Raw genomic sequence first — 24,975 nt, forward strand, 5'->3', positions numbered from 1 at the left:
CCTGCAGAGCGATCCCAGAGGGCCCACCTCCATCACCAGTGCAGCACCACAACCATCAGCGCGACCTTCTACATCGCAACCTCCGGTCGTGTTCGTGGCACACAATCATCCGCATAGCGAACGAGTTTACAGGTCGCTCCACCCCTGTCGCGGAATCTTTTCCGGCGTTGCGCGGCACCTTTCTCATCGACACCGAGACCGAACGTATCCCACTTCTTCTGGAAGTGGTCGTCCAATATCGATAATGCGATGTTCGCCAGCAACGGGGACAGGATCCCGCCTTGCGGTGTTCCCGTGTGGGTGTCTCGATCCATGCCGTCCTCGGACAGGATCCCTGCTTTGAGGAAAGCTTTGATCAGACTCAGGACGCGTTTGTCCTTGACGCGGCGACGCACCCGGTCCATCAGGGCCACGTGGTCGATGTTGTCAAAGCATGCCTCGATATCCGCCTCGAACACCCACACGTAACGCTGGGTGGTGAAGTGGTGAACCTCGGCGATTGCGTCCTGTGCCCGATGTTTAGGTCGGAACCCGTGGCTGACGGGCTGAAAATCCGCCTCGAAGATCGGCTCCAACACCAACTTCAGCGCCACTTGCACGACGCGGTCCGCTGCTGTCGGAATACCCAGCCGACGTTTGCGCGTGGTGCCCGGCTTCGGGATCAGCCGTTCCCGCACCGGGCTGGGGCGGAACGTCCGGTCTTTCAGTTCCAGACGCAGTGCCGCGAGGAAATTGACGCCATCTCGCGGGAGATCGATCGGGGAGATCCCGTCGACTCCCGCACTGCGGCCGCCTTTATTTCCCCGGACCCGTTCCCAGGCGTGCACCAGAAACGCCGGTTCATGCACAAGGTTGTACAGATCGTTGAACACGCGACCCGGATCCCGGGTCGCCCACAAGTGCAGTTTGGCCTGCATCCGTCGTACTCGCGCCCAGGCTTCGTCGAAGTCCGGCCACGACTCACCGGAATTCACCGGTGTCTCCATACCCTCGCAGTTCCTTCCTGCTCGTACTTCGCTGCCGTCCTTCCCCATGTGACAGGCTTTCCCTGACTCGGAGTACTACGACGGCTCCGCCCCACGCCCTACCCTCAGCCGACGACGGGCCTGCCCTCTCATTCACTGGCCGTGAATAAGGATCGGGCGATAGGACATGGTTCCCACGTTCACGACCAACCATTCCACGGAGGAGGCACCCACCTTTACCCCTGCGACTTCGCCACGGTTACGCCGCAGACTTTCACCCTGGCCTCCCTATCCATCCCAGCACCAGGAATCAGGAGTGACCCGCCCGACATGAGAGGCGAGTCCGCGCCGCGATCCGACCCATATCCGTCGAGTTTGAGTCGGCGCGCTTCTTGAGGAGCGTTACAACAGTGGTTTCTCTCGTATGCCTTTCCGCGTCGCTTGCCGGACCCAAGCCATTCGACAGTGCTGACCCGTCCCGGCTTTGTCAGGGCTGCTTACCGCCCTCCCCGGCGTCTCCCGGATCAGGCTGCCCTCAGCTCACACTATTATGCTGCGACATAACAATGGTGCAGGTCTCTCACCTCCACACTGGTTAATCGCGCCTCGTGGCGCACCCCAGGAAACGCGCAACCCCGATCCCGGATGTTCAACGCCCGGCGTTGTCCTGGGGTGACGAAGCGTCGTAGGCGTCCTACGTCGAGGGGTTCTCCGGCGGCGTTGAGGACGACGGGGAGCATGAGGCAGTCGCAGGCGGCCATCCGTGCCTCACGAGCCGTCATCGTCCCGACGAAATCGAGGCAGGCTTTCCCGATCCCGGACTTCAGCTCGTCCAGGCCGATGGTGACATGCACCAGGGTCCGGTAGCCGCTGGTGCCGGGCTGGTCCGGGCACGCGATCGCCAGATCGAGCAGCTCGGCCCACGCATCACCCTGACGCTCAGCCTTGGACCGCGGATCCACCTGCCCGAACTCATCCACCGGACGCGGCTTCGCATACGCCTCCAGCGCGGCGGCAGTCCGGGCACCTGTCTCGTCGTCGAGGAGGCCGTTCAGTTTCCAGAACCCGTCCTTACGGCGCTCCAGGGTGACCTCGCGGCGAGGCTGCTTCGGCTCAGGGTCTTTCGGTTCGTTCCCGTCGGGGTCGAGCCAGCCCATGATCCGCTGCTCGGCATCCGCCACCTGCCGCGGCCCCGCACCACGGGCCAGATCGGCCAGGATCTTCTCCGCACTCTCCCGATCCTCCACAGACGTATCGGGCGGGATCCGTCCCAGGATCTCCAAGATCTGGGCGATGCGCTCAGCCCCGATCATCCCTTCCGCGGCGAGGGCACCCGTCGCGGGCGCCAACGCCGGAACCTCCGTGCCGTCCAGAGCACGAGTCGGGTTCAACGCGATCGCCTGATTCACCGTCGGCCGTGCCTCACCCCAGGAAAGCCCCGCCACATCGGCAAACCACGACACCGTGGAGCCGTACCCGAACAAGTCTTTGACGCCCCGGGACTCGACCTCCGCCAAGTACTGCCCCAGCCCGGCGGACGCGACCCGCATCACCTGCAGGAACTGCCGCACGCCATGCGCAAGCTCCAGCTTGCCGGCGCGCCACAACTCCTGCGGCAACTCGGGAAGAACAGTCTCGGACACAACTCCATAATACGCCAATCCAGTCGAACATGTGTTCGTAATTTTAAGTGACAATGAAACGGAGTATCGACACCTATAGAGTGATTTCCCCAGAGTGAAACCACTACCCGGCGCGACAACAAACCGCTCGCCAAGATTACCGAAACTCAGCGCCAAGTGCCTCGTGAGTGGTAAAGACGGTTAGAACCGAAGCCGTCCTTACCACTCACGAGACCCAACCGACGCGCACATCGCCCATCGCACTCAGCCGACTAAATGCGAATCACTCACGACCCCGAAACCGCCGCCCCCAGCAGCCGTTCGGCCAGGACCCGGCACCGCTCCCCCAGCTCCACCGGCTCGATCACCTCGAAGGAATGCCCCAGCAACACCACATGCATCAGCAGGAAATCCAGCTCCCCTGCTCCGCTCAAAACCTCGCACCGCGAACGTCCACGCGAGCGAACCACCGCCGCCGACGCCGGAATCTGCGCCCGCACAACCGAAGCAGGCGCGTGCACCAGGAATCGCGCCTGGTGCCGATACACCCGGCTCGCCACGTTCTCCTGTACATAAGCCGCCGCATCAGGCGCCGGACGCGGACGGAAACGCCACGACCGCGCGGAAACCTCGGTCATCTTGTCGACGCGGAAGGTGCGCCAGTCGTCACGGTCCAGGTCGAAAGCCAATAAATACCAACGCGGACCGGAAGCCACCAAGCGGTACGGCTCCACCCGCCGAGTAGCGACGCCAGAGGAGGACTGGTACCCGAAACCCGCCTCGACCTCGTCGCGGCACGCGCGGGCCAGCGTCATCAGCACGTCGGGGTCGATCGGCGCGCGGCTTCCGTCGAAGGAGACCACCGAGCCGGACAGGGCGCGCACCTCGTGCCGCAGCCTGGTCGGCAGCACGCGGTCGAGTTTCGTCAGCGCCCGGAGCGTGGCGTCACCGCTGCCCGCGCCGGCGAGCAGCGAGACCGCGGTGGCGATCGCCTCCTCGTCGTCGAGCAACAGCGGCGGCATGTCGTGGCCGGGGCCGAGCTGATAGCCACCACCGACACCGTTGCTGGCCTGCACCGGATAGCCGAGCGCGCGCAGCCGCTCGACGTCCCGCCGGATCGTGCGCGGGGTGACACCGAGCCGCGCGCCCAGTTCCGGACCGGTCCACACCGTGCGCTGCTGCAGCAGTCCGAGCAGGGTCAGCACCCGCTCGGTCGTCCCCCGCTCGTCCTCCATGTCACCCACCGTATCGGAGATAGCGGACCGATCCTGTCCGCTAGGCATGTCAGGGTAGTCCCATGAACCGCAAGAGCCGCGAAATCCAGGTCAGCTTCGACGCCCTCGACCCGAAAGCCCTGTCGACCTTCTGGCGCGACGCCCTGGGCTACGTCCACCCCGGCCCGCCCGGGGTCGAGGTGCCCGAGGGCACCGATCCGCTGGACGCGTGGGACGAGTTCCTTGAACGCGTCGGCGTGCCCGTGGAGCAACGCAACAGCCGCTCGGCCCTCAAGGATCCCGCCGGTGAGGGGCCGAGGATCTTCTTCCAGCAGGTCCCGGAGGACAAGATCGCCAAGAACCGCGTCCACCTCGACATCCGCGCCGCGCCCGGGCTCCAGGGGGACGAACGCATGGCGGCGCTCGAAGCCGAGTGCGACAGGCTCGTCGCCCTCGGCGCGAAGCGAATTCAGCGCTTCGAGCCCGAGCAGCCGTTGAGCCTCGGCTTCATCGTGATGAACGACCCGGAGGGCAACGAATTCTGCCTAGACTGACGTGACGGCGATCGCGTTGTCCTCCAGGGAGCCGAAGTACAGCTTCCCGGCCCGTTCGCGGACCCCGACGAGCACGTGGAACCCGTCGATCTCCCCGCGCAGTTCGTGGACCTGCTTCCCGTCCGGAGTCACCCCGCGCACCCCGCACTCCCGCGCGGGCGCGGGCTGCAGGGCCGTCGGCAGCGCGCGGACACCGGCCCGCAACGGCGCGGGAAGCTTCTGGATCAAGGAAAGCGCGGGCACCTTCGGGCTCGCGACGGTGATCCAGATCAGCCCGTCGCTGCCGGTCGAGATGTTGTCGGGGTAGCCCCACAGGTCGTCGACGAGGTAGTCCCGCGTGCCCGCCTTGTCGCCCGTGAGCCACACGCGCGCGACCCGGTAGGCACCGGTCTCGGCGACGGCGACATAGGACTCGTCGGGCGGCAGCGCGACGCCGTTGGCGAACTGGAAACCGTCGGCGAGCTGCTCGATCTTGCCGTCGGGTGTCCGGCGCAGCAGCCTGCCGCCGCCGGTCTGCTCGATCAGGTCGTCGCGCCACTTCTCGATGCCGAAGCGCCGCGACGAGTCGGTGAAGTACACGGTTCCGTCGGCGGCCACGGCGGCGTTGTTGCAGAACACGAAGTCCAGCCCCACCGCCGACGTCGCCAACGTGGTGATGGCGCCACCGGCCAGCGGCATGGTGAGCAGCCCGGCCTTGGCGTCGCAGATCAGGAGGTCGTCGCCGAAGAACTCCAGCCCCAGCGGGCGGCCGCCGGTGTCGCCGAGGACGTCGATCCGCTTGCCGTCCGGCTCGACGCGCAGGATCCGCCCGTCGTCGACGCCGGTGTAGATCCGCCCCTGGTCGTCGACCACGACGTCCTCGGGGCCGTGCCCGTTGACCGGGATGACCTTGACCTCGCCGAAAGCCATCGTGTGTCTCCTAGCGATAGGTGAGCAGTTTTGCGGCTTCCGCCTCGAAATGCGGGTGTTCGTTGAACGACAACAGGGTCACCCCGCCGCGGCCGGACACCAGCTTGGTGATGCCCGCGTTGACGGTGACCCGGTTCAGTTTCAGCAGGCCCGCCTCGGGCGTGCCCATGAGCGCGCCACAGACCGTCGCGATCACGCCACCGGAGCTGAACACGACGGCGTGCTCGCCCTTGCCCAGCGACGCCACGACATCCGCCAGCGCGCCCTTGACCCGCTCCAAGAACTGAGGCCAGGTCTCGGCGCACGAACCGGAAGCTCCCGCCGCGACCCAGGCGCTCAGCGCACCGTCCAACGCGGCCTGATACGCCCGCGAGTCGGTCTGCTGGACACCGGCGGCATGGTACTTCGCGATATCGACGTGGTCGTACTCGTTCCAGCGTTCGTCCTCGACGACGGCGATCCCGGAGCCGAGCACCTTCAACGCCGTCGCGGCCGTGTCCCGTTGGCGGGCCAGGGAACCCGACCGCGCTTGAGTGAACTCGACACCGCGCCGCAGTAGTTCCTCACCGACCACAGTGGACTGTTCGAAGCCACGCGGCGAGAGCTGGTCGTAGTTCTCCGCGCCGAACGACGCCTGCCCGTGCCGGACCAGGTAGATCGCGCCCATCTACGCGTGTCCTTCCGCGATGATCCGGCGGCAGCGCCCGTCGAGATAGCCGACGAACCGCCAGAGATCCTTCAGCGCCGGGTTGGCCGTCTGTCCTTCGTGGAACCGGTAGTAGATCTGCTGGATCACCACCGCGAGCCGGAACAGGCCGTACACCTCGTAGAACGTCCAGTCGCCGACTTCGAGGCCGGATCGCTCCGCGTACCGCCGGACGAACTCCTCGCGCGTGTACATCCCCGCCACGTGCGTCGGCTGACGGCGGCTGAGCTTCATGACGTCGTCATCGTCGTCCTGCACCCAGTACGCCAGGGTGCTGCCCAGTTCCATCAGCGGATCGCCGAGGGTCGCCATCTCCCAGTCGAGGACGCCGACGATGTCGAGATCGTCGTCGAGCACCAGGTTGTCGAGCCGGTAGTCGTTGTGGATCAGGCAGATCTTCACCTCGGACGGCTGATTCTCCTTCAGCCACGCCATCACTTCGGCGCAGTCCGGGACGTTCTCCGTGCGCGCCTTGAGGAACCGTTCCGACCAGCCGCGCACCTGGCGCTCGACGTATCCGGCGCCCTTGCCGAGGTCGGCCAGCCCGGCGGCTTCGACGTCGACGGCGTGCAGCTCCACCAGCCTGTCGACGACCTTGCCGCACAGCTCGCGCGCGCCTTCCGGCGGCAGTTCGAGACCCGCGGGCAGATCTCCGCGCAGGATCAGGCCTTCGAGGCGTTCCATCACGTAGAAGTCGCCGCCGAGCACGGCTTCGTCGTCGCAGAAGGCGAGAACCTCGGGCACATAAGGGAAGACCGGCCGCAGCGCCTGCTGGACCCGGAACTCGCGGCGCATGTCGTGCGCGGACGCGGCCTTGTGCCCCAGCGGCGGACGGCGCAGGATCAGCTGCCGGTCCGGATAGGTCAGCAGGTACGTGAGATTCGAGGCACCGCCCGGGAACTGACGGACCTCGGGCGGCGATCCGCCGAGCCCGGGCACCCGTCCGGCCAGCCAGGCGTGCACCGCGGCGGGGTCGAACGCGTCCTCACCGCGCACCTCGACGGTCTTGTCCGCGGCCAGGGTCATGCGAACTTCTTCAGCACCGACACCGGGACGAACCGGAACACCTTCGCCAGCACGCTCCACGGCCACGACGGCACGAACGCCTTCGGTTTCTCGGGTTCGATCGCCTTGACCAGCGCCTGCGCGCCCGCCTCCGCCTTGGTCGCGAGCGGGATCTTGGAGATGTCCACGTTCATCTCCGACTCGATGAACCCGGGCAGCAGCTGGGTGACCTTGATCGGCGTCTTCATCAGCTCGATGCGGGTGCCCTCGGTCAGCGCCGAGACGCCCGCCTTCGAAGCGGCGTACGCGGTCAGGTTGCCGGGGAAGGCACGAAGGGCGGAGAAGGAGGAAACCACGACGAGGTGGCCTTCCTTCTGCTTGCGGAAGATGCCGACAGCGGCCTCGATCTGGGCGGCCGCGGCGAGGAAGTTCGTCTGCAGGGTCTGGCGGTTGGCGTCGAACCGGCCGGAGCCGATCGGCTGCCCCTTGCCGAGACCCGCGTTCACGATCACGCGGTCGAGGGAGCCGAGCTCTTCACGGAATTCCTCGAAGACGGTGAAGACCTGGTCGTGGTCGTTCACGTCCAGCTTCCGGGTGACGACGGTGATGCCGGGGTACGCCTTCTTGAGCTCCGCGGCGAGGACGTCGAGCCGGTCGAGGCGGCGGGCGGCCAACGCCAGATTGCGGCCTCTGGCGGCGTACTGCCTGGCCATTCCCTCGCCGAGTCCGGAGCTCGCCCCGGTGATCAGGATGTTCTTCCGCAGGACCATGGCTGGAGCTTACCCGTTGGTAACAAGTCCGGCGCCCTTCGGACAGATGGCTGCCCCCGGCGCCTGGAGTTCGCCGGGGGCAGCCTGTCCGATAGAGCTTTACTTCACCTGGAGCAGCTTGTTCGCGGTGCCCCCGGTCGGGTTGCTGATCTTGCCGTCGGCAGCCGCGGCGACCAGGCCTTCGGAGACCTGGGCCGGAGTGGCGTCCGGGTGCGCCGAGAGGTACAGCGCGGCAGCGCCGGCGACGTGCGGCGAAGCCATCGAGGTGCCGCTGATGGTGTTCGTGGCGTCGTCACCGGTGCCCCACGACGACGTGATGTCGACACCCGGGGCGTACAGGTCCACGACCGAACCGTAGTTCGAGAAGCTGGCCTGCTTGTCGGTCTTGTCGCTGGCGGCCACCGTGATGGCCTCCTTGACGCGGGCCGGGGAAGTGGTGCCGGCGTCGGCGGACTCGTTGCCCGCCGCGAGCGCGAAGGTCACGCCCTTGCCGATGGCTCCCCTGACCGCCTCGTCCAAGGCGTCGTCCGCGCCGCCGCCCAGGCTCATGTTGGCGACCGACGGGCCCTTGGCGTTCGCCGCGACCCAGTCGACACCGGCGACGACACCCTCGGTGGTGCCGCTGCCGTTGGCGTCCAGCACGCGGACGCCGACGATCTTGACGCCCTTGGCCAGGCCGTGTTCCGTGCCGCCGATGGTGCCGGCGACGTGCGTGCCGTGGCCGTGCTCGTCCTGGGGGGTGTCGTCGTTGTCGATGAAGTCCTTGCCGCCGGTCGCGCGGTCACCGAAGTCCTTGTGCGAACCGCGGACACCGGTGTCGATGACGTACGCGGTGACGTTGTCGGCCTTCGTCGGGTAGGTGTACTTCTGGTCGAGCGGCAGGTCTGCCTGGTCGACGCGGTCCAGGCCCCACGACGGCGGGTTGTCCTGGGTCTCGCTGATCTTGAACGTCTTGTTCTGGACGACGTACGCGACCTGCGGGTCGGCCGCGAGACGCTTCGCGGCGGCCTCGTCGGCCTTGATCGAGAAGCCGTTCAGCGCCGAGCCGAACGTGCGGGACAGCGTGGTGCCGTACTGACCGGTGAGGCCCTGCGCCTTGGAAGCGACGTTCGCGGTGATCTCGTTCGCCGCGGCCACGCCCTGGCCGACCGCGGTCGGCTTGAGGACGACGATGTAGCTGCCACCGACCGCGTTGGCCGCGCCGGCGCCGCGGATCTCGCCCTGCTGGTCGGCGTTGGCCGCACCCGCGCCGAACGTGGCGACAGCCGCTGTCACACCGGCGATGGCGACACCCGCCACGAGGCCGTTACGGGTCTTTCGGGACTTCAGGTTCTTCCGGGACTTGCTCACTGGTTCCCTTCCTGCCGCGCCGTGCGGATCACCCGGGAGGATGATCGTTGCTGAGGCCATGCAAACCGGTGCGCAAGGTGCCGGGCAATGATTCACAGTTACCAGTACTAGGCCAAAAGGAGTAGTGACGCTCGTCCGGAAAGGGGTTTTCGCCTGGCAGAAGGGGCCCCTGGAGTGTTACCCCTGACTGATAAAGTTATTCGTGTTGTTATCAACTCCGACGATGGCACGAAACAGCAGGCGGGGGCGGTCGGGCGGCATATGGTGGCGGGGAGCGCGGCGGACCGGGTGACCACGGACGATGAAGACCAGCCGCGTACCGCTTTCGCCACGGCGTTGCGCTCGGCCATCGCCACCAGCGGGCTGAGTCTCGACCGTATCCAGGCGCGACTCCTGGCTCGCGGTGCGTCGGTGAGCGTCACCGCATTGAGTTACTGGCAGTCCGGGAAACGCCAGCCGGAGCGGCAGAGTTCACTCTCCGCTGTCAGGGTCCTGGAGGAGGTCCTGGCGATCCCCGCCGGTTCCCTGCTCAGCCTGCTGCCGCCGCCGCGGCCGCGCGGGGCGTCGTCACGCCGGAGCCGGGCGACGACCGAGCAGCCGCTGACCTTCCCGCTCGAAGCGCTGCAGGCGCTGCTGGAGAAGGTCGGCGCGCCCAACGCGCTCGAACAGCACCATCAGCTGAAGCTGGTCGGCCTGCACGACCTGTGCGAGATCGCCGAGGACGGCGGGCAACGCGCGGTGACCGCGCGGGCGGTGTTCCAGGCGGGCGCGGACGGCCAGGACCGCTGGCTGCTGGTCTACGCCCAAGGCGACCCGGAGGCCGGTCCGCCGGTGCTGAACACGCTGCGCAACTGTCACGTCGGCCGCGCCGAGGTCGACGACGAACACGGGCTGACGGTGGCCGAACTGCTCTTCGACCGGCCCATCGACCGCGGCGAGACCCACCTGATCGAGTACTCCCTGACCAACCCCGGGCCGCCGTACCCGGAGTGCCGCAACACGCATTACCGCGAGTTCCGGCGCCCCGTGCGCGAGTACCTGCTGGAGATCCGGTTCGACCCGGACACCGTCCCGGCGAAGTGCTGGCAGTACTCCAGGCAGGGGACATCGCCGCTGGATCGCCGGGACTTGAAGCTCGATCAGAACAACGGCGTCCACGCCGTGGCGCTCGACTTCGGCCCCGGCGTGTTCGGCATCGACTGGGAGTACTAGTGCAGCTTGTTGCGCAGCACCTTCCCTGTCGCGTTGCGCGGTAGCTCGTCGAGGAACTCCACGTCGCGCGGCACCTTGTAGCGGGCGAGGTTGGCCTTGACGTACTCGCGCACGCCGTCGACGTCCAGCTCCGACTTGTCGGCCCGCACCACGAACGCCTTCAGCCGCTGCCCGAACTCGGGATCCTCGACGCCGATGACGGCCGCCTCGAGTACGTCCTCGCGTTCGACCAGGAGGTTCTCCACCTCGATCGGGAAGACGTTCTCGCCGCCGGAGACGATCATCTCGTCGTCGCGGCCGTCGATGAACAGCAGGCCGTCCTCGTCGAAGTGGCCGACGTCGCCACTGGAGAGGAGCCCGTCGATGATCTCCTTGTTCCGGCCATCGGTGTAGCCCTGGAAGCTCAGCCCGCTGCCGACGAACACCCGGCCGGTGACGTGCGGCTCGGTGATCTTCCCGCCCTTCTCGTCGTACAGCGCGACCTTGCAGCCCACCGGCGCGCGGCCGACCGTGCCCGGCGCCTTGCGCCAGTCCTCGGGGGTCGCGACGGTCGCGACCGCGACCTCGGTCGAGCCGTAGAGGTTGTGCACGACGTCGCCGAACGCGGCGGTCGCGCGGTTCCCGAGGTCCGGGGACAGGGCGGAGCCGGCGACGAAGATGATCCGCAGGCTCGAGGTGTCGTACTTGGCCCGGATCTCCTCGGGAAGGTCGACGATCCGCTGGAGCATCGTCGGGACGAGGACCAGCGTGGTGCACCGGCTCTCCGCGACCCCGCGCAGCGTCTCTTCCGGCACGAACTTGCGCCGCATGACGACCTTCGAGCCGAGCGCGAAGGACAGGATGAACTGCGAAAGCCCGGTGCCGTGGAACAGCGGCGCGCCCATGTAGGTCGCCTCGCCGGTCCGCAGCGGGATGCGGTCGAGGAACTGGGCGGACGCGAGCGCGGAGGTGTGCGGCCGCGGCGCGCCCTTCGGCGTCCCGGTGGTGCCGCTGGTCAGCAGGATGAACCCGCCCGGTTTGGCGGGCGCGGGCCACGCTCGGTCGTCGGTGCTGGCCACCAACTCGGTGACGACCTGGATGTCCCGCGAGCGCGCGGTGTCCGAATCGACCCACGCGAGGTAGTGGTCGACCTCGCCTTCGACCGCGTCCAGCAGGTCGGTGAACTCCTGGTCGTACACGAGCGCCGTGACACCTTCGCGCTTCGCGACGTCCGCGAGCTGCGGTTTGGCGAACCCGGTGTTCATCAGCAGCAGCTTCGCGCCCAGCTTGCCGGAGGCGAGCATCGTCAGCACGAGACCGCGGTGGTCGCGGCACAGCGCGGCGATCACCGAACCCGGGCCGAGTCCGCGTTCGGCCCAGGCCCTGGCCAGCGCGTTCGACTGGGTGTCGAGCTGTTTGAAGGTCAACGGGCCGAGCTCGTCGATGATGCCCGTCGCGGTCGGGTCCCGGCGGGCCGCGATCATGTTCGCCCCGGCGAACGGACCCCACTTCCGCACCATGACCAGCGAACGCAGGCCCTCGTCGACCCGCGGGATCGGGAGCAGGCCCGCCTGGCGCATCACGTCGATACTCCGCACGGTCTCGGTCACCTTGCCCGCCACCAGGGTGGCGAGGCCGGTGGGGTTTCTCATCCGGGCACCTCCGTTGCTGCTGCGGCGAGACACCATGGCCGACGGTGTTCGCGTACCGGCGGTATGGGTTGCTACTCGACAGTAGCCGACCGATAGCGCAGGCGCACTAACCGTCTGGTGACAGAAATGTCGGTGGGAACCACCACAATGTGAGTGTGCAGGCGATCGCAGGTCAAGAGGAAGAGGGCGGCTTCGCGATCTCGATTTCCGGGCAGCCGCTGCGTCAGGGCCTGAAGCTCGCGGAGTTCGTGAGCGAGGTACGGGGTCTGGAGGCGGAGCACTCACCTCGCTGGGTGTTCGCGTCGGTCGAACGCGCGTACCCGGCGTTGATCAAGGCAGGCGTCCGGGTGCGGCGGTGTCACGACCTGACGCTGACCGAGGGACTGCTGCTGGCCCACGAGGGCCGCCCGCAGGAGTCGCGGAGCCTGCGTGCCGCGCTGGCCAGGGCGAACGGGCAGGAGGCGCCCGCCGACGAGCCTCCACTGTGGGCCGAGGACGACCAGCCGACGCTGTTCGAGACGCGCGGCCCCCGGCTGCCCGACGGCGTCACCATGATCGAGGCCGCCCGCCGGGTGCTGGCCGAGCAGGAGAAGCGGGTCGCTGTCACCGAGCATCCGGAGCGGCTTCGGCTGCTCTTCGCGGCGGAGTCGGCGAGCGCGCTGGCCGCCGCGGAGATGTCGGCCGACGGGCTGCCGTGGCGGGCCGATCTGCACCTCGCGCTGCTCGCCGACCAGCTCGGGCCGCGCGTCCCGGCCGGGCACCGGCCGAAGAAACTGGTGGAACTGGCGGCGAAGATCAGCGACGCGTTCGGCGGGCGCCCGGTCAACCCGGACGCCCCGGCCAGCGTCGTCCGGGCGTTCGGGCGGGAGGGCATCGAGGTCACGTCGGCCAGGAAGTACCTGCTGCGCGACATCGACCACCCCGCGGTCCCGCCGCTGCTGGAGTACAAGGAGCTCGCGCGGCTGCATTCGGCCAATGGCTGGACCTGGCTCGACGAGTGGGTGCACGACGGCCGGTTCCGCCCGCACTACATCGTCGGCGGGGTCGTTTCGGGACGCTGGGCGAGCCGGGGCGGGGGCGCGCTGCAGATCCCGAAGGTGCTGCGGACCTGCGTCCGGGCCGATCCGGGCTGGAAACTGGTGGTCGCCGACGCCGCGCAGCTGGAGCCGCGGGTGCTGACGGCGTTGTCCGGGGACCGCAAACTGGCCGACGTCGCCGCGTCCACCGATCTGTACGCGAGCCTCGCCGAGGCGATGTTCTCCGGAGTGCGCCGCGTTCCGGTGCCCGCCTGGGACGACCGTGACGACCGCGACCGGGCGAAGATCGCGATGCTGTCGGCGATGTACGGCGGCACGTCCGGTGAGGCGGGGCCGCTGTTGGCGTTGCTGCGGACCAGGTTCCCGGACGCGGTGTCCTATGTGGAGCGTGCCGCGCAGGCCGGGGAACGCGGCGAACGCGTCCGCTCCCGACTGGGCCGCACCTCACCCGCGCCGTCGGAGGCCTGGCGCGCGCTGACAGGCGGTGTCGCCGAGGACGAGGCCGGCGAGGTGAAGGCACGCCAGGCGTCCCGCAACTGGGGCCGGTTCACCCGGAACTTCGTCGTGCAGGCGAGCGCGGCGGACATGACCGCGGTCCTGCTGGCGACCCTGCGCGGCAAGCTTCCCGACCCCGCGCATCTGGTGTTCTTCCAGCACGACGAGGTCCTGGTGCACACGCCCGCCGAGTTCGCCGACGAGGTCTCGCAGTCCATTGTGGACAGCATGGCCGAGGCGGCGCGGATGCTGTTCGGGACCGCTTGCCCGGTCCGGTTCCCGCTGCACATCGCCGCCGTGGACACCTACGCCGACGCGAAGTGAGTTTCCCCCTCAATCACACGTGTCGCCCGTTCAATCACGCGAGTTCGCCTTTCAAGCACGTGAGTTCGCCTTTCAAGCACGTGAGTTCGCCTTTCAAGCACGTGAGTTCCGCCTCCAGCCACGCGAGTCCCGCTCTCCGCAACAGGGAACACGCGTGACGGGAGGGGCGACTCGCGTGATCAGAGGGGCCACACGCGTGTTTGGGGGCGGGACTCGCGTGATCAGACGGCGTCGTCCAGGGCCTTGATGACCCGCTTCAGCGAGACGGGGTGGGCGGTGCCGAGAGTCTGGGCGAAGAAGCTGACCCGCAGTTCCTCGATCATCCACCGGATCTCTCGTAGCGCGGGAGACGAAGTCCCCGGCGGCAGCGCGTCCAGCGCCGTCTTGTACTCGGTGCGCAGCCACGCGATGTCGCCGGTCCGCTGGATGTCGCGGGTCGGCTCGGTCGGGAGCTTCTCCAGCCGCCGCTCGATCCCCCGCAGGTACCGGACGACGTGCTTCAGCCTGTCCTGCCCGGTTTCGGTGACGAAGCCCTTGTGCACCAGCCCGTCCAGCTGCGCCCGGACGTCCGCGAGCGAGTCCTTCGGGCCGCGGGTGTCGGCCAGCCTCGTCTCGACGTCGTTCGCCGCGCGCAGGATCTTCTCGACGTTGGTCAGCACGTCGAGCACTCCGGCGTTCAGCCCGGCGCGCACCTTTTCCAGCAGGACGGCGAAACCGGCCTCGTCCCAGCGCGGTCCGCCGTTGTCCGCCACGAGTTTGTCGACGGCGCAGTCGACGCAGTCTTCGAGCAGCGCCGCCACCGAACCGTGCGGATTTCGGTTCAGCACGAGCTTCGAGGAGTTGCCGAGGTTGCGGGTGATGAACTTCATCGGCGACGGGATGTTCAGCCGCAGCATCCGCCGCGTACCCGCCCACATCGACGCTTCCTGCTGCCCCGGCGTGTCCAGCAGCCGCACCGCCACGGTGCCGCCTTCGTCGACCAGCGCCGGATACGCCTTGACGTCGTGCCCGCGCTGCTTGCTCGCGAACACCTTCGGCAGCTCGCCGAACGCGGGTGTCGTCAGGCCCTGGCGCTCGATGCTGTCGGCGGCCTTGGAGATCGTCGCGCGCACCTGGCCGCTCAAGTCTCGTTTGAGCGCCTCGACGTCCTTGCCCTCGGACACCTTCTTGCCGCGGACGTCGACGACGCGGAAGGTCATCTTCAGATGTTCGGGGACCGTCGACAGCTGCCAGGCGTCGTCGGGGATCACCACCCCGCGCAGGGCCTCCAGCTCGTCGGCGGCGGCGTGCAGCAGTGGCCCGTCGGCCGGGCCGACCCGCGAAAGCACCAGCTTCGCGTGATCGGGCGCCGGCACGAAGTTGCGCCGGATCGCCTTGGGCAGCGACTTGATCAGCTGCGTCATCAGTTCTTCGCGCAGGCCGGGGACCTGCCAGTCGAAGCCGTCCGCGGTGACCTGGTTCAGCACCGGCAGCGGGATGTGCACGGTGACGCCGTCCGCGTCCGCCCCCGGCTCGAACTGGTACGTGAGCCTGAAGGTCTGGCTGCCCTGCGTCCAGAAGTCGGGGTAGTCGGCCTCGCGCACGCCCCCCGCGGTCTCGTTGATGAGCATCGTCTTCTCGAAGCTCAGCAGATCGGGCTCGGTGTGCCGCGCCTTCTTCCACCAGCTGTCGAAATGCCGCGCGGAGACGATGTCGGCCGGGACACGCTGGTCGTAGAACTCGAACAGCGTCTCGTCGTCGACCAGGATGTCGCGGCGGCGAGCGCGGTTCTCCAGGTCCTCGACCTCGTCGAGCAGCGCGCGGTTCTCACGGAAGAAGTGGTGCCGGGTCTCCCAGTCGCCCTCGACGAGCGCGTGCCGGATGAACAGCTCGCGGCTCGTCTCCGGGTCGATCCGGCCGTAGTTGACGCGACGGTCGGCGACCAGCGGGACGCCGTACAGCGTCACCTTTTCCAGGGCCATCACCGCGCCCTGCTTGCGTTCCCAATGCGGCTCGGAGTAGTTCCGCTTCACCACGTGACCGGCGAGCGGCTCGACCCATTCCGGCTCGATCCGCGCGTTGACCCGGCCCCACAGGCGCGAGGTCTCGACCAGTTCGGCCGACATCACGAACCGCGGCTGCTTCTTGAACAGCGCCGAACCCGGGAACACCGAGAACCGTGCCCCGCGCGCGCCGAGGTAGTCGCCCTTGGCCGGATCCTTGAGCCCCACATGGGACAACAGCCCGGCGATCAGCGACGTGTGCACACGTTGCGGATCGGCCGGGCCGGTGGTCACGGTGGCGAGGGTGATGCCGAGCGGTTTGGCCAGCTGACGCAGCTGGCTGAAGATGTCCTGCCACTCGCGGATGCGCAGGTGGTTCAGGTACTCGTTGCGGCACAGGCGGCGGAACTGGTTGGAGGACAACGCCTTCTGCTGCTCGCTGACGTACTCCCACAGGTTCAGGTACGCCAGGAAGTCGGACGTCTTGTCGGCGAACCGCGCGTGCTGCTCGTCCGCCGCCTGCTGCTTCTCGGCGGGCCGCTCACGCGGGTCCTGAATGGACAGTGCGGCGGCGATGATCATCACTTCGCGGACACAGCCGTTGCGCGAGGCCTCCAGGACCATCCGCGCCATCCGCGGGTCGACCGGGAGCTGCGCGAGCTTGCGGCCGGTTTCGGTGAGCTTCTTGCCGTCCGACATCTCGAAGGCGCCGAGTTCCTGCAGCAACTGGACGCCGTCGGTGACCTGACGGCGGTCCGGCGGTTCCACGAACGGGAACGCCGCGATGTCGCCGAGGCCGAGCGAGGTCATCTGCAGGATGACCGACGCCAGGTTGGTCCGCAGGATCTCCGGATCGGTGAACTCGGGCCGGGCGTCGAAGTCGTCCTCGGAGTACAGGCGGATGCAGATCCCGTCCGACGTCCGGCCGCAGCGGCCCTTGCGCTGGTTCGCCGAGGCCTGCGACACCGGCTCGATCGGCAGCCGCTGCACCTTGGTGCGGTGGCTGTAGCGCGAGATCCGGGCGGTGCCGGGGTCCACGACGTACTTGATGCCCGGCACGGTCAGCGACGTCTCGGCGACGTTGGTGGCGAGCACGACGCGGCGGCCGGTGTGCCGTTGGAACACCCGATGCTGATCCGACGACGAAAGCCGCGCGTACAGCGGGAGGATCTCGGTGTTCTTGAGGTCCTGTTTGGACAAGGCGTCCGCGGCGTCGCGGATCTCCCGCTCGCCGGAGAGGAACACCAGGACGTCGCCCGGTCCCTCGTGCTGGAGTTCGTCGACGGCGTCGCAGATGGCCTGGGTCTGGTCGCGGTCGGTGTCGGCGTCCGGATCGTCGGGGTCGATGATCGGCCGGTAGCGGACCTCGACCGGATACGTCCGGCCGGAGACCTCGACGATCGGCGCGTCGCCGAAGTGCTGGGAGAACCGCTCCGGGTCGATCGTCGCCGAGGTGATGATCACCTTGAGGTCGGGACGGCGCGGCAGGAGCTGTTTGACGTAGCCGAGGATGAAGTCGATGTTGAGGCTGCGCTCGTGCGCCTCGTCGATGATCAGCGTGTCGTACTGCCGGAGCATCCGGTCGGTCTGGATCTCGGCCAGCAGGATGCCGTCGGTCATCAGTTTGACCAGCGTGTCCTGGCCGGACTGGTCGGTGAACCGGACCTTGTAGCCGACGGCCTCGCCGAGTTCGGTGTTCAGCTCGGAGGCGATGCGGTCGGCGACCGTGCGCGCGGCCAGCCGCCTCGGCTGGGTGTGCCCGATCTGGCCCCGGATGCCGCGGCCGAGTTCGAGACAGATCTTCGGCAGCTGGGTGGTCTTCCCGGAGCCGGTCTCCCCCGCGACGATCACCACCTGGTGGTCGCGGATGGCCGCGGCGATCTCGTCCTTGCGCCGGCTGACCGGCAGCTCTTCGGGATAGGAGATCTTCGGGACGCCGTCGCGACGGCGGGTGACCCGCAGTTCGGCGGCCTCGATGTCGGCCTCGATCTGCGCGGCGGCGCTCTCGCCGTTGCGCGCTTTCCGGGCACCGTCGAGCCGGCGCCGGAGGCGGTGCTCGTCGCGCGACATCAAATCGGGCAGGCGAGCGCGCAGGGCGCCGAGCGGGGAAGTTGTGGAACCAGCCATGACCGGCACCAGGATAGCCGTGCGTGACGATCAGGGCCTCCGAATATCCCTCACGTCACCACCACCTCCCGCAATTCGGCACCTGGTTGCGATAGTTGGCAGGGCGAACTACCGCAACCAGGTGCCGAATTGCGGGGGTCAGGAGCGGGTGAGGGAAGCCGGGGTGAGGTCGGCGAGCGTCCGGTGCCCGGACAGGCCCATGGTCAGGTCGAGGTCGGCGAGCAGGCTCCGCAGCACGTGCCGGACGCCCTCCTCCCCCGCGTGCGCCAGGCCGTAGACCCACGGCCGCCCCACCAGCACGGCCTTCGCCCCGAGCGCGAGCGCCTTGGCGATGTCGGCGCCGGTGCGGATCCCGGAGTCGAACAGGACTTCGAGCCGCTCGCCGACCGCGGCCACGATCTCCGGGAGCACGTCGAGCGAGGCGACGGCGCCGTCGACCTGACGGCCGCCGTGGTTGGACACGACGATCCCGTCCATCCCGGCGTCGACAGCGCGGCGCGCGTCGTCGGGGTGCTGGATGCCCTTGAGCACGATCGGCCCGTCCCAGTGCTCGCGCAGGAACGGCAGCCGGTCCCAGGTGAGATCGCTGCCGGTGATCATCGAGATCCACCGCAGGATCGCGGTGGGCGGGTCCTCTTCCGGCGTCTTCTCCAGCAGGCCGCGGAACACCGGGTCGCTCAGCGGGACACCGAGTCCCTCGCCCTTGATGAACGGCAGGTACGCCTGATCGAGGTCGTTCGGGCGCCACGCCAGGGTCCAGGTGTCGAGCGTGACCACGAGCGTGGTGAAGCCCGCGGCCTTCGCCCTGGCCAGGATGCTCGCGCAGACGTCGTTGTCGGTCGGCCAGTACAGCTGGAACCAGCGCTGCCCGTCGCCACTGGCCTCGGCGACGTCCTCGATGCTCGTCGAGGACGCCGTCGACATGACGTAGGGCAGGCCGACCGACGCCGCGGCCCGCGCGACCGCCGGCTCGGCCCCCTCGTGCACGATCGACTGGACACCGACCGGCGCCAGCAGGACAGGCGCCGGCACGGGCGTCCCCAGGACGGTCGTCGACAGGTCGCGTTCGGTGGAGCCGGTGAGCATCCTGGGCACCAGGCGCCAGCGGTCGAACGCCTCCCGGTTGGCGCGGGCGGTGGCGCCCGAACCGGCCGAGCCCGCGACGTACCAGAACGGCCCGGGCTCCAGGATCTCCCGCGCCGACTCCTCCAGCTTCGTGGCGTCGGTGGAGCACGGCGGGAAGGTCCCGCCGAGCCCCTGCAGGTAGATCTCGTTCTGGTAGCCGCCGAACCGCTCGGTCACCCAGGCCTCCTCGTCACGTCACCGGTGCCGGCTCTTCGCGGTCCCGGGTGGTCGAATCCTCCCGGACGATACTCGCCGGTAGCAACCAGGTGAGTTTCTCCGACCGGATGACCGCGACTGGACCGATCACGGCCAGCAGGAGGACGTAGCCCGCGACGAACGGCGCGACCCGCGAGTCCAGTCCGGCGGCGGTCGCCATGGCGGCGAGCACGAGTGAGAACTCGCCCCGGGTGAGCACGGTCAGCCCGATGTTCACCCCCTCCTGACGGCCGAACCCGTTCAGCCGCGCGGCCAGCGCGCCCGCGCCCAGGTTCAGCACGATCGTCAGCGCCACCGCGATCAGCACCGGCACGACGACCGAACCGACCGCGTTCGGTTCGATGCTGAGCCCGAAGATGAAGAAGAACAGCGCGCCGAACGCGTCCCGCAGCGGGAGCACCAGCTTGTGGATGCGCGGCGCGACCTTCGAACCGCCGAGCATCATGCCGACCATGAACGCGCCGATGGCGTCGGACACCCCGACCTCTTCGGCGACGGCGGCGCCCATGACGGCGACACCGACGAAGCAGACTGTCAGCAGTTCGTCGTCGGCCGAACCGAACAGCTTCGACACCACCCGGCCGCCCCAGCGGGCGAGCGCGGCCATCACGATCAGGAACGCGAAGGCCTTGCCGAAGTCGGCCATGGCCGAGCCGAAACTGCCCGCGCCGGACAGCACCGGCTGCAGCATCGCCAAATACAGCGCGAGGAACAGGTCCTCGATCACGATGATGCCCATGATCAGCCGGGATTCGGGGTTGTTCATCCGGCGGGCTTCGAGCAGGAGTTTGGTGACGATCGCCGACGACGAGATGCCGATGGCACCGGCGATGACCAGCGCTTCCCGGGTTCCCCAGCCCAGCAGGAAGCCGAAGGCGAGCCCGCCGCCGATGTTGAGGATCAGGTAGACCAGCCCGGACCAGACGAGTTTCCGCCCGCCCTTGGCGAGGTCGTCCAGGGAGAATTCGAGACCGAGGTAGAACAGGAGGAAGACGAGGCCGAGCCCGGCGAGGACACCGAGCTCCTTGGGATCGTCCACAAGGGACAGTCCGGGGGTGTTGGGACCGAAGACGAATCCGGCCAGCATGAACAGGGGGATGGTGGGCAGCCCGATGCGGGCGCCGGCTCTGGCGATGACACCGGCGGCGAGGAACGCCCCGCCGACGGCCAGCAGGGCATGACCGGAACTCATGGAGACCTCCGATGGTGGCTGATGCGGAATGAGGACCGGATCAGCGCGGAGGCGCCCGTGCGGGAGCCTGGGGCACCGCACGGGTGACGACGACGGGTTCGCCCTGCTCAGGGACGGGACCGGCGTCGAGGAGGTCGACGGTCTCCGCTTCGGAGGGAACGTCGGCGAGAGGAACGGCTTGGCCGCCGTGGAAGGCGGGCAGCGGATGGGTCGCGAAGACGGCGACCGGATCTTCCTTCGCCGACCGACTGCTCCCGAGGACACTGTGCCCGTGGGGAACGGTCGGGGTGACGAAGGCGAAGACGAGCAAGATCAGCAGGAAGTAGACGGAACGGTGCCGTGGGGCGGGGGCACGGTTCGTCGTCATCTGACGGGGACTTTACCAGTCCTTTATAGACATATCGACGAGAGATCTGTCACGGTGCCCGCCACAGGGGCCACATCGGCGGCCCGCCCTCGACGGCGAAAGCCGGGCCGTGCTCGCGGAAACCCAGCCGCCGGTACAACTTCGCGCTCTCCGCGCTGCTGGCCTCCAGGTACGCCGGCACGGCGCCGTTGCGGTCGAGTCCGTGCCGCAGCAGCCGCGCGCCGATCCCCTGCCGCTGCGCGCGCTCGCGGACGCCGATGAACTGCGCGTGGTGGTACTCGCCGCCGGGAGCGCGCTCCGTCATCAGCTCGAACAACGCCGCGAGCCTGCCCAGTTCTTCCCTGCGGAGCCCGGCGAACGCGTCTTCGTCGGTGTCTTCCTCGCCGCCGGGCGTCCAGAGGACGGCGGCGGACAGGTCGCCGGTGACGTCGACGTGGCCGCCCGCGGCCAGTGTCCCGCGCACGATCGCCCGGTGGAAGATCGACAGCCCCGCCGCGCGGCGCTCGTCATCGGGGAAGACCCACACGCTGACCGGGTCCGCGTGGAAGGCCTCGGTCAGCACGTCGGCCACGATGTCCAATTCGGACGGCTCGGCGGCGCGGACGATCACCGGCCCGCCCTCAGCGTCGCGGGTTCTTCGTCTTCACCTTCGAGCGGGCCGCCGATCGCGGCGTAGGTGTCGGGATCCCTTGTCCGCAACACTTCCGCCCGCAGGAAACCGGCCAGCGCCGCGACGACCACGAGACCGGGCAGCCCCCAGCGCAGCAGGAAGTTCCCGGCCGGGCCGAGCAGCACATCGAAGTTGAGCAGGATCAGCCCGAGTACGGCCGACAGCGCGAGGATCGCCAGACCCGGCGCGATCCAGCGGCGCCAAGCGTTTTCGGCCTGACGGCGGCGTTTGAAAAAGCCGATCACCGAAAGCGAGACGGCGATCATGATCACCACGACACCTGTCGACGCGGTCGTGCCGAGCCAGGTGAACAGTTCGGTCACCGGGTCGCGGCCCGCGATCGCGAACAGGGACACGACCACGAGGGCGAGCGCGGTCTGCGTGAGCGAACCGGCGGAAGGCGCGCCGGTGCGTTTGCTGGTCTTGGCCAGCGAGCGCGGCAGCAGCCCTTCCCTGCCCAGCGCGAAGAAGTAGCGCGCGACGGCGTTGTGGAAGCTCAGCAGGGCCGCGCACTGGCCGGTCACGAAAAGCGTGTACGCGATGTCGGAGAACGTGCCGCCGAGATGCTGTCCCGCCAGGTTGAACAGCAGATCCGGCCCCTGGGCGGCCGCGGTGGTGACGATGACGTCGGGTCCGGCGCCGACGGCCAGCGCGAGCGACGAAACGACGTAGAGCACCGCGGTGAGCCCGATCGCGGCGAACGTCGCCCGGCCGACCGTGCGACTGGGGTCGCGCGTCTCCTCGCCGTAGGTCGCCGCGCCCTCGAAGCCGATGAACGCGGCGGCGGAGAACGCGAACACCGCGCCCACACTGGTGGTGAACAGACTGGATGGCTCCAGCGGAACCCAGGAAACGCTGCCACCGGCGGGATTCGCGAACAACGCGATGTCGACGATCGCGACGACGGCGACCTCGAGGCACAGCGCCACCCCGAGCACCTTGGCGTTGAGGTCGACCCGCAGGACACCGAGCGCGCCGACGATCAGCACCATCACCAGCGCGCACAGCCACCACGGCGGCGGGGAGCCGGTGAGCGTGCCCAGCCAGGTCGACACCGACCAGCCGAACAGGCCGTAGATGCTGATCTGGATGGCGTTGTAGGAGATCAGCGTGACGAACGCGATCCCGGCGCCGGTGGATTTGCCGACCCCGTTGGCGACGTAGGGATAGAACGCGCCGGCGTTGGTGATGTAGCGGCTCATCGCCGCGTACCCGACCGCGAACAGGCCCAGGATCGGGGCGAGCAGGAGGAACGACAACGGGACACCGACACTGCCGGTGACCGAATAGTTGGTCGGGACCCCGCCCGCGATGGCGAAGAGGGGGCCCGCCGCCGCCACCACGAAGAAGACGATCTGAGCGGCTCCGAGCCGCCGTTGGCCGAGACCGCGCCGCGGTCTGTGCGTACCCATGTACCCGTCCCCCCGGACGTCGATTTGTCGGCGAACACGGTCGGTTCGCGTTCTTGATCTTGCGAAAGCCATCCAACCTTAGGGCCGGGTACGCGAGCGAGATACGTCCGTTCAGGCTAAAAACGGACCTCGGGTCGCAGTGGTACGCGGCCTACCGCTACTTTGGCCGTCCCGCACTTCAACGCCGGAGGGCGTGCCATTCATGCGTCGGCTGACCTTGGTCGATTCCCTGTTCTTCCTCGCCCACGACGAGTTCACCGGAAAACCCGTGCTGCGCCGCACGGGGCTCGGCATCGGAATGGCCGGTGCCGCACTTTGCGATCTCCTCCTCGCCGAGCGGATCACCGTGGAACGCAAGCGAATCAGGCCGCTGTCCCGGCGCGGCCTCGCCCATCCCGCGCTGGATCGGGTTTTCTCGGAAATCCTCGGCGAACGCGAGTGGCACACCGTCCGGGAATGGGTCGACCACCTTCGCCAAGACCTCGGGGAATCGGTCGCGGACAATCTGCTCGCCGCGGGAGTGATCAACCACGAGACCGACCGGGTGCTCATGCGGAAGAACCACCGGTACCCGCCGCGGGATCTGCTGATGTCGACAGCCGCGCGCAGCAAGGCGAGGGCGGCCGTGCTCGGCACCGAACGGCCGGATCCGCATTCGGTCTGCCTTGCCCTGCTGGCCTGGACCGTCGGGCTCGACGACCTCTGCGAACCGGAACTCGACCGCGCCGGCCTGCGGACCTGGGCCGAAGCCACCCACCGGGAACTCCCGAGGGCGCTCGCCGAGCTGATCTCGGGGGTGGACGCGGTGGGCGCCGCCGTCGTCTACACCGGCGACAGGCGGTGACCGGCGGTAGTGTGACGCCATGCCCACCGAACGTGACCACGACGTCGTGCTGTTCGGCGCCACCGGGTTCACCGGTGGCCTGACGGCGGAGTATCTCGCGCGCGCCGCGCCACCCGGTCTGCGCCTGGCACTGGCCGGACGCGACCTCGGCAAGCTGGAGGCGTTGCGGGAAAAGCTTTTCTCACTCAACCCGGACTTCGGCGGACTGCCACTGTTGCGAGCCGACGTCTCCGACGCGGACTCGCTGCGGAAGGTCGCGGAGTCCACAAAGGTCGTCGCCACCACTGTCGGCCCGTACGTGCACTACGGGGAGCCGCTGGTCGCCGCGTGCGCCGAAGCCGGGACGGACTACGCCGACCTGTGCGGCGAGCCCGAGTTCGTCGACAGGATGTACCTGGCCCACCACGCCCGCGCGGCCGAGACCGGCGCCCGGCTGGTGCACGCGTGCGGTTTCGATTCGATCCCGCACGACCTCGGTGCCCTCTTCACGGTTTCCCAGTTGCCGCAAGGGAAACCGATCCGGATCGACGGCTACGTGCGCGCGGGCGCGGCGCCGTCGGGCGGTACGTTCCTTTCGGCGCTGACAGCGTTTTCCCGGCTGGCGCCGAGTTTCCGCGCCGCGAAGGACCGCGCCGCGGCCGAACCCCGGCCGGAGGGCCGTCGTGCGCGCGCCTCGCTCGGCGCCCCGCATCGCAGTCCCGACGGGTTCTGGGCGGTACCGCTGCCGACCATCGACCCGATGATCGTCGAACGCTCCGCCGCCGCACTCCCGGCGTACGGCCCCGACTTCACCTACCGGCATTTCGCGGCGATCAAACGACTTCCGACCGTGGCCGCCGGTGCCGCCGGGATGGGCCTCCTCTTCGGCGCCGCCCAGATCCCGCCCGCGCGGCGGGCGCTGTCGAAGCTGCTGAAGCCCGGTGGCGGCCCGGACGAAGAGCGTCGGGCGCGGTCGTGGTTCTCCGTGCGATTCCACGCCGAGAGCGGCGGTGAGCGCGTCGTGACCGAGGTGTCCGGCGGCGACCCGGGTTATGGCGAGACGGCGAAGATGCTCGGCGAATCCGCCCTGTGCCTGGCGCTGGACGACCTGCCCGCGACATCAGGGCAGGTGACCACGGCGACCGCGATGGGGCAGGCGCTGATCGACAGGCTGAGCGACGCCGGCCTGCGCTTCGCGACCCTGTAGCAAAAATCTTCCACCGAATCGACCCCTTGCCGGAAACTGTCACCCCTGGTTATCGTGTGC

General features: G+C 68.5%; 20 protein-coding genes. 5 read left to right on the forward strand and 15 right to left on the reverse strand.

Annotation, left to right across the window (positions count from 1 at the left end):
- Window positions 1-68: 68 nt before the first annotated feature.
- The 3 genes from ACFOSH_RS33830 to ACFOSH_RS33840 form a co-directional block, all read right to left on the reverse strand.
- A complete protein-coding gene (locus tag ACFOSH_RS33830; protein WP_378243956.1) occupies window positions 69-986 on the reverse strand; it encodes a reverse transcriptase domain-containing protein in 918 nt (305 codons plus the stop codon).
- 527 nt (window positions 987-1,513) lie between these two features.
- Entirely contained in the window at window positions 1,514-2,608 is a 1,095-nt protein-coding gene (locus tag ACFOSH_RS33835) for a DUF222 domain-containing protein (protein WP_378243958.1), read from the reverse strand.
- A 266-nt stretch (window positions 2,609-2,874) separates the two neighbouring features.
- Complete coding sequence (locus ACFOSH_RS33840; protein ID WP_378243960.1) at window positions 2,875-3,822, reverse strand: helix-turn-helix transcriptional regulator; 948 nt, start codon at window positions 3,820-3,822, stop codon at window positions 2,875-2,877.
- Window positions 3,823-3,884: 62 nt separating this feature from the next.
- Between ACFOSH_RS33840 and ACFOSH_RS33845 the strand changes: the two genes are divergently transcribed.
- Complete coding sequence (locus tag ACFOSH_RS33845; RefSeq protein WP_378243962.1) at window positions 3,885-4,355, forward strand: VOC family protein; 471 nt, start codon at window positions 3,885-3,887, stop codon at window positions 4,353-4,355.
- On the opposite strand, the gene ACFOSH_RS33850 is transcribed toward ACFOSH_RS33845, so the two are convergent.
- The 5 genes from ACFOSH_RS33850 to ACFOSH_RS33870 all read right to left on the reverse strand — a co-directional run bounded on the left by ACFOSH_RS33850 (window position 4,347) and on the right by ACFOSH_RS33870 (window position 9,095).
- The gene (locus ACFOSH_RS33850; RefSeq protein WP_378243964.1) at window positions 4,347-5,264 is read right to left on the reverse strand and encodes an SMP-30/gluconolactonase/LRE family protein; all 918 of its coding nucleotides are present in this window, start codon (window positions 5,262-5,264) and stop codon (window positions 4,347-4,349) included. The two genes, ACFOSH_RS33845 and ACFOSH_RS33850, sit on opposite strands and share 9 nt — an antisense overlap.
- Window positions 5,265-5,274: 10 nt before the next feature.
- A complete protein-coding gene (locus ACFOSH_RS33855) occupies window positions 5,275-5,931 on the reverse strand; it encodes a histidine phosphatase family protein (protein ID WP_378243966.1) in 657 nt (218 codons plus the stop codon).
- Complete coding sequence (locus ACFOSH_RS33860) at window positions 5,932-6,996, reverse strand: phosphotransferase family protein (RefSeq protein ID WP_378243968.1); 1,065 nt, start codon at window positions 6,994-6,996, stop codon at window positions 5,932-5,934.
- On the reverse strand, window positions 6,993-7,745 hold the full coding sequence (locus tag ACFOSH_RS33865; protein ID WP_378243970.1) for an SDR family oxidoreductase: 753 nt from the start codon (window positions 7,743-7,745) through the stop codon (window positions 6,993-6,995). The genes ACFOSH_RS33860 and ACFOSH_RS33865 overlap by 4 nt, the downstream gene beginning before the upstream one ends.
- 99 nt (window positions 7,746-7,844) lie before the next feature.
- Entirely contained in the window at window positions 7,845-9,095 is a 1,251-nt protein-coding gene (locus ACFOSH_RS33870) for a S8 family peptidase (protein WP_378243972.1), read from the reverse strand.
- Window positions 9,096-9,356: 261 nt separating this feature from the next.
- On the opposite strand from ACFOSH_RS33870, the gene ACFOSH_RS33875 reads away from it, so the two are divergent.
- A complete protein-coding gene (locus ACFOSH_RS33875) occupies window positions 9,357-10,307 on the forward strand; it encodes a hypothetical protein (protein WP_378243974.1) in 951 nt (316 codons plus the stop codon).
- On the opposite strand, the gene ACFOSH_RS33880 is transcribed toward ACFOSH_RS33875, so the two are convergent.
- A complete protein-coding gene (locus ACFOSH_RS33880) occupies window positions 10,304-11,938 on the reverse strand; it encodes an acyl-CoA synthetase (RefSeq protein WP_378243976.1) in 1,635 nt (544 codons plus the stop codon). The two genes, ACFOSH_RS33875 and ACFOSH_RS33880, sit on opposite strands and share 4 nt — an antisense overlap.
- A 149-nt stretch (window positions 11,939-12,087) precedes the next feature.
- Here ACFOSH_RS33880 and ACFOSH_RS33885 point away from each other — a divergent pair, with 149 nt between their 5' ends.
- Window positions 12,088-13,794 carry a bifunctional 3'-5' exonuclease/DNA polymerase gene (locus ACFOSH_RS33885; RefSeq protein ID WP_378243978.1) on the forward strand — a complete coding sequence of 569 codons (1,707 nt, stop codon included), beginning with the start codon at window positions 12,088-12,090 and terminating at the stop codon, window positions 13,792-13,794.
- Window positions 13,795-14,015: 221 nt separating this feature from the next.
- On the opposite strand, the gene hrpA is transcribed toward ACFOSH_RS33885, so the two are convergent.
- The 6 genes from hrpA to ACFOSH_RS33915 all read right to left on the reverse strand — a co-directional run bounded on the left by hrpA (window position 14,016) and on the right by ACFOSH_RS33915 (window position 22,885).
- On the reverse strand, window positions 14,016-17,903 hold the full coding sequence (gene hrpA / locus ACFOSH_RS33890) for an ATP-dependent RNA helicase HrpA (RefSeq protein WP_378243980.1): 3,888 nt from the start codon (window positions 17,901-17,903) through the stop codon (window positions 14,016-14,018).
- A gap of 138 nt (window positions 17,904-18,041) precedes the next feature.
- On the reverse strand, window positions 18,042-19,205 hold the full coding sequence (locus ACFOSH_RS33895; RefSeq protein ID WP_378243982.1) for a lactate 2-monooxygenase: 1,164 nt from the start codon (window positions 19,203-19,205) through the stop codon (window positions 18,042-18,044).
- A 13-nt stretch (window positions 19,206-19,218) separates the two neighbouring features.
- Window positions 19,219-20,436 carry a cation:proton antiporter gene (locus ACFOSH_RS33900; protein WP_378243984.1) on the reverse strand — a complete coding sequence of 406 codons (1,218 nt, stop codon included), beginning with the start codon at window positions 20,434-20,436 and terminating at the stop codon, window positions 19,219-19,221.
- A 40-nt stretch (window positions 20,437-20,476) separates the two neighbouring features.
- On the reverse strand, window positions 20,477-20,803 hold the full coding sequence (locus tag ACFOSH_RS33905; RefSeq protein ID WP_378243986.1) for a hypothetical protein: 327 nt from the start codon (window positions 20,801-20,803) through the stop codon (window positions 20,477-20,479).
- Between the two features lie 49 nt (window positions 20,804-20,852).
- Window positions 20,853-21,413 (reverse strand): GNAT family N-acetyltransferase, encoded by a 561-nt coding sequence (locus tag ACFOSH_RS33910; protein ID WP_378243988.1) that lies wholly within the window; start codon window positions 21,411-21,413, stop codon window positions 20,853-20,855.
- Window positions 21,410-22,885 carry an APC family permease gene (locus tag ACFOSH_RS33915; protein ID WP_378243990.1) on the reverse strand — a complete coding sequence of 492 codons (1,476 nt, stop codon included), beginning with the start codon at window positions 22,883-22,885 and terminating at the stop codon, window positions 21,410-21,412. Before ACFOSH_RS33915 ends, ACFOSH_RS33910 begins: the two co-directional genes overlap by 4 nt.
- Window positions 22,886-23,087: 202 nt before the next feature.
- Here ACFOSH_RS33915 and ACFOSH_RS33920 point away from each other — a divergent pair, with 202 nt between their 5' ends.
- Together ACFOSH_RS33920 and ACFOSH_RS33925 are read left to right on the forward strand one after the other, a co-directional pair.
- Entirely contained in the window at window positions 23,088-23,729 is a 642-nt protein-coding gene (locus tag ACFOSH_RS33920) for a GOLPH3/VPS74 family protein (protein ID WP_378243992.1), read from the forward strand.
- Window positions 23,730-23,748: 19 nt separating this feature from the next.
- Complete coding sequence (locus ACFOSH_RS33925; protein WP_378243994.1) at window positions 23,749-24,915, forward strand: saccharopine dehydrogenase family protein; 1,167 nt, start codon at window positions 23,749-23,751, stop codon at window positions 24,913-24,915.
- Window positions 24,916-24,975: the final 60 nt, after the last annotated feature.

The sequence above is a fragment of the Amycolatopsis speibonae genome (genome assembly GCF_042647925.1).
GTDB lineage: Bacteria > Actinomycetota > Actinomycetes > Mycobacteriales > Pseudonocardiaceae > Amycolatopsis > Amycolatopsis speibonae.